Origin of the sequence: Shewanella japonica (assembly GCF_002075795.1) — a bacterium.
Classification (GTDB): domain Bacteria; phylum Pseudomonadota; class Gammaproteobacteria; order Enterobacterales; family Shewanellaceae; genus Shewanella; species Shewanella japonica.
Genome location: NZ_CP020472.1, coordinates 3,458,904 through 3,471,253, shown reverse-complemented (window position 1 = coordinate 3,471,253; position 12,350 = coordinate 3,458,904). Strand labels below are relative to the sequence as shown.

At 42.1% G+C, this 12,350-nt stretch carries 13 protein-coding genes; all 13 read left to right on the top strand.

The window, feature by feature from the left end; genetic code table 11:
- Positions 1-58 precede the first annotated feature (58 nt).
- The 13 genes from fliH (at position 59) to flhA (ending at position 12,344) form a co-directional block, all read left to right on the top strand.
- Positions 59-1,132, top strand: coding sequence for a flagellar assembly protein FliH (gene fliH, locus SJ2017_RS14940; RefSeq protein WP_080916248.1), 1,074 nt, complete (start codon positions 59-61; stop codon positions 1,130-1,132).
- On the top strand, positions 1,101-2,438 hold the full coding sequence (gene fliI / locus SJ2017_RS14935) for a flagellar protein export ATPase FliI (protein ID WP_055025027.1): 1,338 nt from the start codon (positions 1,101-1,103) through the stop codon (positions 2,436-2,438). The genes fliH and fliI overlap by 32 nt, the downstream gene beginning before the upstream one ends.
- Positions 2,438-2,884: a flagellar export protein FliJ gene (fliJ, locus tag SJ2017_RS14930; protein ID WP_055025026.1), complete on the top strand. Its 447-nt coding sequence runs from the start codon at positions 2,438-2,440 to the stop codon at positions 2,882-2,884. The genes fliI and fliJ overlap by 1 nt, the downstream gene beginning before the upstream one ends.
- Before the next feature lie 213 nt (positions 2,885-3,097).
- Positions 3,098-4,600, top strand: a complete 1,503-nt coding sequence (locus SJ2017_RS14925) for a flagellar hook-length control protein FliK (protein WP_080916247.1) — start codon at positions 3,098-3,100, stop codon at positions 4,598-4,600.
- A gap of 95 nt (positions 4,601-4,695) precedes the next feature.
- Complete coding sequence (gene fliL / locus SJ2017_RS14920; protein WP_055025024.1) at positions 4,696-5,220, top strand: flagellar basal body-associated protein FliL; 525 nt, start codon at positions 4,696-4,698, stop codon at positions 5,218-5,220.
- A 27-nt stretch (positions 5,221-5,247) separates the two neighbouring features.
- Positions 5,248-6,276, top strand: a complete 1,029-nt coding sequence (gene fliM, locus SJ2017_RS14915; protein WP_055025023.1) for a flagellar motor switch protein FliM — start codon at positions 5,248-5,250, stop codon at positions 6,274-6,276.
- Between the two features lie 9 nt (positions 6,277-6,285).
- Positions 6,286-6,672: a flagellar motor switch protein FliN gene (fliN, locus tag SJ2017_RS14910; RefSeq protein WP_055025022.1), complete on the top strand. Its 387-nt coding sequence runs from the start codon at positions 6,286-6,288 to the stop codon at positions 6,670-6,672.
- An 87-nt stretch (positions 6,673-6,759) separates the two neighbouring features.
- The gene (gene fliO / locus SJ2017_RS14905) at positions 6,760-7,128 is read left to right on the top strand and encodes a flagellar biosynthetic protein FliO (RefSeq protein WP_338057675.1); all 369 of its coding nucleotides are present in this window, start codon (positions 6,760-6,762) and stop codon (positions 7,126-7,128) included.
- Positions 7,129-7,133: 5 nt separating this feature from the next.
- Entirely contained in the window at positions 7,134-7,880 is a 747-nt protein-coding gene (gene fliP, locus SJ2017_RS14900; RefSeq protein WP_055025020.1) for a flagellar type III secretion system pore protein FliP, read from the top strand.
- A 9-nt stretch (positions 7,881-7,889) separates the two neighbouring features.
- Complete coding sequence (gene fliQ / locus SJ2017_RS14895; protein ID WP_055025019.1) at positions 7,890-8,159, top strand: flagellar biosynthesis protein FliQ; 270 nt, start codon at positions 7,890-7,892, stop codon at positions 8,157-8,159.
- 4 nt (positions 8,160-8,163) lie between these two features.
- Positions 8,164-8,970, top strand: a complete 807-nt coding sequence (gene fliR / locus SJ2017_RS14890; RefSeq protein WP_055025018.1) for a flagellar biosynthetic protein FliR — start codon at positions 8,164-8,166, stop codon at positions 8,968-8,970.
- Positions 8,971-8,977: 7 nt separating this feature from the next.
- Positions 8,978-10,108, top strand: a complete 1,131-nt coding sequence (flhB, locus tag SJ2017_RS14885) for a flagellar biosynthesis protein FlhB (RefSeq protein ID WP_080916246.1) — start codon at positions 8,978-8,980, stop codon at positions 10,106-10,108.
- Positions 10,109-10,244: 136 nt separating this feature from the next.
- On the top strand, positions 10,245-12,344 hold the full coding sequence (gene flhA, locus SJ2017_RS14880; RefSeq protein ID WP_080916245.1) for a flagellar biosynthesis protein FlhA: 2,100 nt from the start codon (positions 10,245-10,247) through the stop codon (positions 12,342-12,344).
- Positions 12,345-12,350 lie beyond the last annotated feature (6 nt).

Below are 12,350 nucleotides of genomic sequence, written 5' to 3'. Positions count from 1 at the left end.
ACGAGAGAGTGACATCACCGACTTAACCAGTATTTTTGCAGTCAATTAGGCCATTAAGATGACGGACGCTAAAACCAACAAACCGCTTGAAAATGAAGAACATGATTTTAGTCACTGGCAATTACCTGATGTGACTGAATCTCAAGCTGATGCTCCGTCAAACTTATTTGGTCACTTAGGTGCCAATAATCCGCCACCGCAAGCGGATGACAAACCGTTATTACCGCCAACCATGGCTGAGATTGAGCAAATTCGAGCAGAGGCAGAGCAAGAAGGATTTGAACAAGGCAAAGCTGATGGGTATAACCAAGGGCTTGAGCAGGGGAAATTAGCAGGGTTAGAACAAGGTCACTCAGAAGGATTTAGCCAAGGCGAGCAACAAGGCTATGAAGAGGGATTGAATAAAGCGAATGAGATGTTGGAGCGCTTAACGGGCATTGTGCAACAGTTTGAGCAACCGTTAATGATTCTCGACGCTGAAATTGAGTCAGAAATGCTCACCCTTGCTATTAATCTGGCAAAATCCATTGTGGGCCATGAGCTAAAAACTCATCCAGAACATATTTTATCTGTGTTACGCCAAGGTGTTGACTCACTGCCTATTAAAGAACAGCAAGTAAAACTTCGATTACATCCTGACGACGCCACCTTAGTCACCAAAATGTACAGTGATGCTCAGTTAGCAAAAAACCATTGGGAAATCGATGCCGATCCTTCTCTGAATTCCGGTGACTGTATTATTAATAGCTTACGTTCAAGCGTGGACTTGCGAGTTGAAGAGAGAATGAAGCAGGTGCTCTCTCAGCTTCAAGAGCAAGCACAAGGTATTCAACATAATGTTCAAACGGTGAAATCGGATTCCAACGTTTATCAAACTGATATTGTCGATGAACTACCAGCAAGAGATTTGGATTCAACGACGACATCTTCACCAGTTCGACATGAGCCAGAAACAACAATTGCAGATGAGAATGAGCCTGACGCTGCATTGTCGCCAAAACAACTGTCCCCTGAAATAGCCAATCTAGCAGCATCAGACGCGCCTGTAGAGGAAGCGAGTCAAGCTCCTGACACTTCTGTAACTGCTGAGGATATCGACGATGCAAAGCCGTCAACATCAGCTACTGAATAAACTCAAAATACAAAGCCAAAAAGTCAGTCCTTTGCGCCCTGTTGCAAGTGGGCAATTGGTGCGTGTTGTAGGGTTAACGCTAGAGGCAACGGGCTGTCGTGCACCTGTCGGTAGTTTATGTTCAATTGAAACTATGGCTGGTGAGCTAATTGCTGAAGTAGTTGGATTTGATGATGAACTCTTGTATTTGATGCCGGTAGAAGAATTAAGAGGCGTGTTACCAGGAGCAAGAGTTCAACCTTTGGGTGAGCAATCAGGGTTAAATGTCGGTTTAAGTTTATTAGGGCGCGTGCTTGATGGTAGTGGTGCACCGTTGGATGGTTTAGGCCCATTAAACACAGAACAGCAAGCGTCAAGACATGCACCACCGATTAACCCGCTTTCTCGACGGGCTATTTCAGAACCCTTGGATGTGGGAGTCAGAGCGATTAATGCCATGCTAACCGTAGGTAAAGGTCAGCGTATGGGATTATTTGCTGGTTCTGGTGTCGGTAAAAGTGTGCTACTTGGCATGATGACACGGGGGACAACGGCAGATATTATTGTTGTTGGCTTAGTGGGAGAGCGTGGTCGAGAAGTAAAAGAATTTATTGAAGAAATTTTGGGCCCTGAAGGTCGAGCTCGCTCGGTCGTTATCGCTGCGCCAGCAGATACTTCACCGTTAATGCGACTTCGAGCGTGTGAAACGTCTACACGAATAGCTGAATACTTTAGAGATCTCGGCTATAACGTCTTGTTATTAATGGACAGTTTAACTCGATATGCTCAAGCGCAACGTGAAGTTGCCCTTGCTGTCGGGGAGCCGCCAGCAACCAAAGGCTATCCGCCTTCAGTATTTGCCAAGCTGCCACGTTTAGTGGAACGAGCCGGTAATGGTGGACCGGGGCAAGGTTCTATTACTGCGTTTTATACGGTATTAACCGAAGGTGATGATCAACAAGATCCCATTGCAGATGCGTCTCGAGCGATTTTAGATGGTCATATTGTGTTATCAAGGACTCTTGCAGATTCAGGGCATTACCCTGCAATAGATATTGAACAATCTATTAGTCGTGTTGCGCCTATGGTTATTTCAGCAGAGCACCTTGAGTCGATGCGACTGGTTAAACAAATGTATTCCTTGTATCAGCAAAACAGAGATCTTATTTCGATAGGTGCTTATTCCCAAGGGAGTGATCCTCGAATTGATAATGCGATTCGCCTACAACCGGCTATGAATGCCTTTTTAAGGCAAGGCTTTAAAGATGTAATTACTTTTGATGATAGTCAAACTATGGTTGGGCAGATTGCTGCTCAATGTAAATAATGCGCCGAACTGATCCCTTGTTAACCGTATTAAAGTTGAACAAAGAAGCTGAAGAGCAAGCTGCGCTTCAGCTAAAGTCTGCTCAGCTTGAACAACAAAAACATCAAAGCCAACTTGATGCGCTTAATAATTATCGACTTGAATACATGAAACAAATGGGCGAAAACCAAGGGAAAACCCTCAGTGCAAGCCAGTATCATTCTTTTCATGAATTTATAAAGCAAGTAGATCAAGCCTTATTACAACAAGTTAATGCGGTAAAAGAGGCTGAGAAACAAACGGGTTATCGTCAGGTTCACTGGCAAGAGAAACAACAAAAGCGCAAAGCAGTTGAATTGTTACTTGAAAAAAACGCCCAAAAAGCTCAACAGCTTGCCAATAAAAAGGAACAAAAAGCATCAGATGAATTTGCTATGCAGCAGTTTATCCGCAAGAAATCTCGCTAAGGTCTTTTTATTATTTTTATCAATTCATCATTAGTTTCATTTCACTGTCATTACTCTTACCAATTTTCAACTTTTTACAAAGATAAAAGTTTGGCATTTAATTTGCAGGTTACTTGTATTAACTTCGCAAAGTGTCAGCTTTGTGACAATGGATAAACCCCCAGAAATGACCTTGTTAATGGTTTCGATTAGGGGAGTGATTTGGAGTTGGTTATGCAGCAGATGAGTAATATTTTATTAGGCAATAGTGGTAAAGTTGCAAGTGTTACTGGTTCAGATAAATCGCAAGGTGCTGATAATCAATCTTTTCTATCTGTTTTTAACCAAGCGTCACAAATGGATGTTGAAAAGACCAAGTTGGCAAAAAGTAGCGAGACAAATGTAGAAGAGCAGTTTGATGTCGCAATTGAAGAGGCTGATGTAGAGTTAATTTTTGCGCAAATTGGTATGTCTGAAAATTTTGATAAAGTCGGTCCTTCAGATCCAAGTGGCAAAGAATTGCCGTTAGATGAAGAGCTTTTAGCGGACGAAGGCTCAGCAATAGATTCTGACATGCTGGATTCTGAATTATTGGCAAATACTCAGACAATCAACTCTGATGAACAACTTGAGACTGAGGTTGATGAAACCGTCAACGCTTTTCTATCATCGTTGACGGCTGAACAGCTTACTCAGTTAAGTGAGTTTTCATCAATGGATAGCGAGAAATTAGCGAGCCTCACGCCAGCGCAGCTTAATCAATTGATTGCTGATTTCAATCGTCAGCATCAGCTAAACGGTGAACAAGCTTTGCCTTTAATGGCTCTGACAGATAAGCAAGCTGTGCTTGCAAATGCTAATGAAGGTGCGGCTGACAGTGACTCAGTTAAAAACGTCGCTAATTTAGCGTCCAATACGCAAGCTAATGCCAATCAAACAAATAATGCATCATTAGTGAACCCTCAGTCAGTGGTTAATACGACACTTGAAATGCAAGCCAGTAAAAATACTGCAGAGGCGAATCTCAATGCCGAAAAAGGCACGATATTAGGCGAAGCAAGCCAATCAGAGACGAAGTCATCCTCTAAAGAGGTGCCTCAAATCAATTTGTCCAAAGCTGAGTTAACTGTGTCAATGGATAAACAAATAGCTAAAAATGCAGCGTTGGCCAGTTCAGCTGCTAGCGCAGCAACGTCTGAGTTAACACCTGAGTCAACTGAAGTAAAAGCATTACAAAATCAAAGCAGCTTTACGGCGCAACATAAAAGTGATGTCCCACAATTTCAGCTATCTTTACGCCAAGGGGCTGAAGCTGCTGTGAACATGCAAGATATGATTCAAAAGTTTGCTCCAGTGATGAAGCAGCAATTAATCACTATGGTCGGACAAGGCGTTCAACATGCTGAAATTCGACTTGATCCTGCCGAGCTCGGTCATATGGTCGTGAGAGTTCAAGTTCACGGTGAGCAAACTCAAGTACAGTTCCAAGTCGCACAATCACAAACAAGAGATCTCGTCGAACAAGCGATTCCTAAGTTACGCGAAATGTTAGCTGAAGAAGGACTTCAACTTGCTGATAGTCATGTTTCTCAAGATGGTGATAACGAGTCGAAATCTGAATATGATGAACAAAACAGCAATGGTGATGCGATGTTGGATGAAATATCAGCACAAGAACTCGACATTGCAGCAAAACATTCACTGAGTAGCAATTCTGCTATAGATTATTACGCCTAAGTCGGTAATCTATAGCCAACAAGTTAAGACTGTTGGTGCGCTATAGCGAATGTTAATAATTTTACTGGCAGCGCAATAAATAAATGGAATGAATTATGGCTGAAGAAGAGTCTTTAGAGTTAACCACAGAGAACCAACCTAAAAGTAAAAAGAAGCTCATCATTTTTATTGTAATAGGTGTGGTGTTGCTTGCGGTTATCGCAGGTGCTGCAATGTTCTTTTTAGGTGGAGATGAAGAGTCTGCTTCAACGACACCGGGCACAGCAGCAACAAGTGAAGTGGTGGAAGATGATTCAACCAAAGGTAAAGCGAACTACGTCGGTATGCCTAGGCCGTTTTTGTTTAATTTACCAGGAGTCGATAGAGCAAGGTTAGTTGAAATTAAAGTTCAACTAATGGTACGAGGCGACGATGGTCAAACAGCTAAAATGCATATTCCTTTAATTGAAGATGCGTTACTGACAACATTTAGTGCTGCTGATGTTCAAAAGCTCAGTACTCAAGCTGGAAAAGACGAGTTAAGACAAATGGCCTTACTAAACGTGCAAAATACATTGCAACCTGTAGCGGGTCGAAAAATAGTCGAAAAAGTACTATTTACTGGCTTCGTAATGCAATAACGCCAGTGAAAAAGCCAAGGTGATGACGTGAGTGATTTATTAAGCCAAGACGAAATTGATGCGCTACTCCATGGTGTTGATGATGTCGATGAAGATGACATTAATGAGAATGACGATACTCGGGTATATGACTTCTCATCTCAAGATAGAATTGTGCGTGGGCGAATGCCGACGCTGGAAATTGTAAACGAACGTTTTGCTCGTCATCTTCGCATTAGCATGTTTAATATGATGCGCCGTGCAGCCGAAGTCTCGATTAATGGCGTACAAATGCTCAAGTTTGGCGAATACGTGCATACGCTATTTGTGCCAACAAGTTTAAATATGGTGCGTTTCAGTCCGCTAAAAGGGACTGCACTTATCACGATGGAAGCACGTCTGGTATTTATTCTCGTTGATAACTTCTTTGGTGGTGATGGACGTTTCCACGCCAAGATTGAGGGACGTGAATTTACCCCGACCGAGCGTCGCATTGTACAACTATTACTGAAAATTATTTTTGAAGACTACAAGGATGCTTGGGCGCCAGTGATGGATGTCGAATTTGAGTACCTTGACTCTGAAGTTAACCCTGCAATGGCGAATATTGTTAGCCCAACTGAAGTTGTGGTGATTAACTCATTCCACATTGAAGTGGATGGTGGCGGTGGTGATTTTCATATCACGATGCCGTATTCAATGATTGAGCCGATTCGAGAATTATTAGATGCGGGTGTTCAAAGTGATAAACAAGATACCGACATGCGCTGGGGCCAAGCATTACGTGATGAAATTATGGACGTGCAGGTTGGAATCGATGCCAATATTATTGAACATGAAGTGACTCTTAGAGATGTCATGGAGTTTAAAGCTGGTGATGTGATACCGATTGAATTACCAGAACACATCATGATGCGAATCGAAGATTTACCGACTTATCGATGTAAATTAGGTAAGTCTAGAGATAACTTAGCGTTAAAAATTAGCGAGAAAATACCTCGACCAGAAACCGCTAAATCGGAACTACAATTAATTACGCGTAAGAAAGGTAAAGCGCGTGATATTTCAGAATTATAAGGTGAAGTAATGAGTGATGATACTGATGATTGGGCAGCAGCGATGGCAGAGCAAGCTCTTGAAGAAGCAAATGTTGCTGAACAAGTCGAGCTTGATGAGTTAGTTGATGAATCTGCGCCTATTTCAAAAGAAGAAGCAGAAAAACTTGATAGCATCATGGACATTCCTGTCACCATCTCGATGGAAGTAGGGCGAAGCTTTATTAGTATTCGTAATTTACTGCAACTTAACCAAGGCTCAGTTGTTGAGCTTGATAGGGTGGCGGGTGAACCATTAGATGTTATGGTTAATGGTACCTTGATTGCCCATGGTGAAGTGGTTGTGGTGAATGATAAATTTGGTATTCGCCTAACAGATGTGATCAGCCAAACTGAACGGATCAAAAAGCTTAAGTAAAATAGAGATAAAACACCCATCAATTAGTAAAGGATTTATTTGTGTTAAATGCTGTTATTTTGTTCGCCATTGCGAGTTCTGCTGTCAATGAGGCTGCGTCACCCGTGGTGGCTACTCGGGGGGGCGGAAACATCAAATATTGCAGCCTTATCCAGTATGATGGGTGGCCTGATATTAGTGATTGCGATCATTTTTGTTCTGGCATACATCGTTAAAAAGCTAAACCTCGTTCAATCTAACCAAGGTGTCATAAAAACCGTTGCAATGACGCCGTTAGGGCAAAAAGAAAAACTGGTGCTTGTTGAGCTAGAAGGCCAACAATATTTACTCGGCGTGACCGCGCAGCAAGTGAATCTGATTGAAAAATTAGATAGCGCAGTACAAGTTGAAACCACTTCATTTGCAAGCCGTTTAAAGCAAGCCAAAGAGCAAGCTAAGTCAGCTTCCAAGGAATAACGATAATGAAAAAATGGATTGTTCTGACATTATTGACGGCATTATTTTTCACCCCTTATAGCTTTGCAGAAGACGGTATTTTAAAAGCCGTCACAGTCACAACAGGGGCCGATGGTAGCACTGAATATTCAGTAACAATGCAGATCTTGTTATTGATGACGGCGATGAGCTTTATTCCAGCCATGGTCATCATGCTGACTTCATTTACCCGTATCATTGTCGTGCTTTCTATTTTGCGTCAAGCGCTTGGATTACAGCAAACCCCTTCAAACCAAGTGTTGATTGGTATGAGCATGTTCATGACATTTTTTATCATGGCGCCAGTCTTCGACAAAATTTACGACCAAGCGGTTGAGCCATATATCAATGAATCACTGACGATGCAGCAAGCGTATGAGGTAGGCAAAGAGCCACTTAGAGCATTTATGCTGTCTCAAGTCAGAACCACAGACTTAGAAACCTTTATTGAAATTTCTGGTTACACGAATATTTCATCTCCAGAGCAAGTGCCTATGAGTGTTCTGGTACCTGCTTTTATCACCAGCGAATTAAAAACTGCTTTTCAAATTGGCTTTATGTTGTTTGTGCCATTTTTGGTGCTCGATTTAGTGGTTGCGAGTATTTTGATGGCGATGGGTATGATGATGTTATCGCCGATGATTGTTTCTTTACCATTCAAGATTATGTTGTTTGTATTAGTTGATGGTTGGGGATTAGTCATGGGAACACTTGCCAACAGTTTCGGCACGTAAGGGCCAACTATGTCACCAGAGTCGTTAATTGATATATTTCGCGAAGGGCTGTCGGTTATTGTATTGATCGTATCAGCGATTATTTTACCGGGTCTTTTTGTCGGTTTAATTGTCGCTGTGTTTCAAGCGGCCACCTCAATTAATGAACAAACCTTAAGCTTTTTACCAAGGCTGTTAATGACGCTTTTTTCATTAATGTTTTTAGGCCATTGGTTAGTGCAAACCATGATGGATTTCTTTTACACCATGGTTGATATGATCCCGCAAGTGATAGGCTAGCTTGATGGAGATTCTATTTGAGGAAATTAGCCAAACAATAGCAGCTTATGTCTGGCCGTTATTTAGAATTTCCTCAATGTTGATGGTCATGGCGGTATTTGGCGCTAACACCACTCCAGCAAGAGTCCGCTTATTATTATCAGTCGCCATTACCATTGCTGTGGCGCCTGTGTTACCTGAACCCGTTGGCAATATTGAGCTATTTTCGTTAAGTGCAGTGTTTATTACAGCACAACAAATCCTTATCGGTACTGCAATGGGGTTTGTCACTATTTTGGTCATGCAAACTTTTGTATTAACTGGACAAATTATTGGTATGCAAACCAGTTTGGGTTTTGCGTCAATGGTTGACCCAGGCTCAGGACAGCAGACACCCGTTGTAGGTAATTTCTTTTTATTATTGGCAACATTGATTTTTCTTGCCGTGGACGGGCATTTGCTGATGTTTACTATGCTGGTGGCGAGTTTTGATACGATTCCTATTTCAAATCAGGGCTTCACAATTACAAATTATCGCAGACTTGCTGAGTTTGGTGGCTATATGTTTGGCGCTGCACTCACCATGTCAATTTCAGCGATTGTCGCCTTATTATTAATAAACCTTTCTTTTGGGGTAATGACTCGTGCATCACCTCAATTGAATATTTTCGCAATTGGTTTTCCAGTCACTATGGTGAGTGGATTGCTAATTTTGTGGTTAACTTTAGGACCCATCATGTCTCATTTCGATGAGGTTTGGCTGCAAGGCCAAGTATTGATGTGTGATATTTTGCAACTGACCTGTCAAACTGACGGCTCGATAACTCGGTAAATTACTGATGGCAGAAGATACTGGTCAAGAACGTACCGAGGAACCCACCGCCAAGCGACTGCAACAGTCGCGTGATAAGGGGCAGGTGGCACGTTCAAAAGAAATAGGTACTGCGGCGGTATTACTCGCATCAGCAGTGGGCTTTGCTATTGTGGGGCCAAACCTTGCGCGAAGTCTGCACACCATCATGACGCAAATTTTGACCATGGAACGTGACCAGATTTTTGATACCAACTCCATGTTTCTCGTTTGGGGAATTATTGGCACAGAGCTCGCGTTCCCGTTATTCAGCTTTATTGGCTTTTTAACTGTCATTGCATTTATCGGTAATATCATTCTTGGTGGTATGACGTTTTCTGTAAAAGCTTTTATGCCTAAAGGCAGTAAAATGAATCCTGCCAAAGGCTTTAAGCGGATGTTTGGTACTCAAGCATTGGTTGAGCTGACTAAGGGGATTGCCAAATTTTCTGTGGTGGCCATTTCAGCCTATTTCTTGTTAAGTTTTTACTTCTTTGACATTTTGACACTGTCGACTGACCACTTGCCTGGCAATGTATATCATGCGCTAGAGCTATTAGTGTGGATGTTTATTTTACTGTGTTCTTCGATGTTATTCATTGTAATTATTGATGTGCCATTTCAAATATGGAATCACAACAAACAATTAAAAATGACCAAACAAGAAGTAAAAGATGAATATAAAGACACTGAAGGTAAGCCGGAAGTGAAAGGGCGTATTAGGCAAATGCAGCATGAAATGGCGAATAAGCGCATGATGTCTGAAGTCCCTAATGCCGATGTTATTGTGGTAAACCCCGAGCATTACGCTGTGGCTGTAAAATACGATGTTATGCAATCATCTGCGCCTTTTTTAGTGGCGAAAGGTGTGGATGATGTCGCATTTAAAATACGCGAAATTGCTCGAGAGCATGAAGTACCGATTGTCTCCGCACCACCTTTAGCCCGTGCCATTTATCATACGACGAAAATTGAACAGCAAGTGCCAGAAGGGCTCTTTACTGCTGTCGCTCAAATTCTTGCTTATGTTTTTCAGCTTAAACAATATCAAAAAGGCAAAGGGAAGCGCCCTAAACCTATTCCTTTAAATCAACCCATCCCCGATGACTTAAAACACTAACTGAGATTTATTAATTGTTTTTTGGTTATAACTTGGCCACTCAGCTGAGTATTTCTGTTTGAACCATTCTTTTGGCGTAGTAATTGCTAATTAGAGACGTTAGCGTCAAGAATATTACTATAAAGGTTTCCTACTGATGGATGTAAAAGCAGCATTAGGCCAAGTTAAACAAGTTAGATTCAGTACTTTCAAAGGTGTTGGTACACCGCTATTGGTACTTGCTGCACTCGGCATGGTCGTGCTACCAATGCCCGCATTTTTACTCGATATCTTGTTTTCATTTAACATTGCACTTGCTCTGGTCGTGCTGTTAGTTGCTATTTATTCTGATCGTCCATTAGATTTTGCTGCTTTCCCTAGTGTGCTTCTCGTTGCGACCTTATTACGTCTAGCGCTCAATGTCGCTTCCACTCGGATTGTATTGTTAGAAGGCCATAACGGTGGAGATGCTGCAGGTAAAGTCATTGAGGCATTTGGCTCAGTCGTTATCGGTGGTAACTATGCTGTCGGTTTAGTGGTTTTCCTTATCTTGATTATTATCAATTTTGCCGTTGTAACTAAAGGTGCTGGACGTATTTCTGAGGTCAGTGCTCGCTTTACATTGGATGCTATGCCCGGCAAACAAATGGCGATTGATGCTGACCTTAACGCAGGTACATTGACGCAAGACCAAGCTCGAGTTAGACGTGCTGAAGTGACTAAAGAGGCAGACTTTTACGGTGCGATGGATGGTGCGTCAAAATTTGTAAAAGGTGATGCCATTGCGGGTATCATGATTTTGGTCATCAACATTCTTGGTGGCTTTGTTATTGGTATGGTGCAACATGGGCTAGATTTTTCGAGTGCCGTTGAAATTTATACTCTGCTCACTATTGGTGATGGCTTAGTTGCTCAAATTCCAGGATTGTTACTATCGATTGCTGCTGCGTTAATGGTCACTCGTCAAAATGAATCTGGTGACATGGGCGGTATGATGATTAGCCAGATGTTTGATAGTCATAAATCAATGGCGATTGCATCTGCTGTATTGTTCATCATGGGTATTGTCCCTGGAATGCCTCATTTTGCTTTCTTAACTTTTGCTGTGATTACTGGCATTGCAGCTTACATGATTTATAAACGTAATAATGACGCTAAAACTGCGGCCCTTGAAAAAGCTGTGAGCAGCCCAGCAGAAGTTAAAGATGCTGAACCCAAAGAATTGAGCTGGGAAGATGTTCAACATGTTGACACTATTGGACTAGAAGTGGGGTATCGCTTAATTCCTCTTGTGGATAAAGGTCAAGGCGGCGAATTACTTGGCCGTATTAAAGGGGTGCGTAAAAAACTATCTCAAGAGTTAGGCTTCCTTGTTCCTGCTGTGCATATTCGCGACAACTTGGATTTATCACCAAATAGTTATCGAATCTCGCTGATGGGCGTTGTTGTTGGTGAGGCTGAAGTTAGGCATGACTGTGAACTTGCCATCAATCCAGGGCAAGTTTACGGTAAACTTGATGGCATTGAGACAACTGACCCAGCCTTTGGTTTAGAAGCTGTATGGATAGCACCTGAGCAGCGTGAACATGCCCAAACATTAGGGTATACGGTCGTGGATACCGCAACGGTAGTAGCGACTCATATTAGTCAGTTATTGACGAACAATGCTGCGAAATTACTGGGCTATGAAGAAGTACAGCAATTAATGGACATGCTAGCTAAAAACTCTCCGAAACTTATTGATGGCTTTATTCCAGACATCATGCCACTTGGCTCAGTGGTTAAAGTGATGCAAAACCTTCTTAATGAAGGTGTTTCTATACGAGATTTACGTACAATAGTGCAAACACTGTTAGAATACGGTACAAAGAGTAATGATACTGAAGTATTAACAGCCGCAGTGCGGATTGCATTGAAGAGAATGATTGTTCAAGAGATATCTGGACCAGAATTAGAAATCTCTGTCATAACATTGGCGCCAGAGTTGGAACAGATGTTGCACAAGTCTATGCAAGCGACAGGCGGTGAAGGGCCAAATATTGAACCAGGCCTTGCAGAACGCATGCAGAAGTCATTACTAGACGCTTCTCAGAAGCAAGAAATGGTCGGTCAGCCAGCCATTTTATTGACATCAGGTATGCTAAGGTCAACGCTGTCACGATTTGTTAAATATACTATCCCGAATTTACGGGTTATTTCTTATCAAGAAATTCCTGATGAAAAGCAAATACGCATAGTATCTGCAGTAGGGCAATAGCGATGA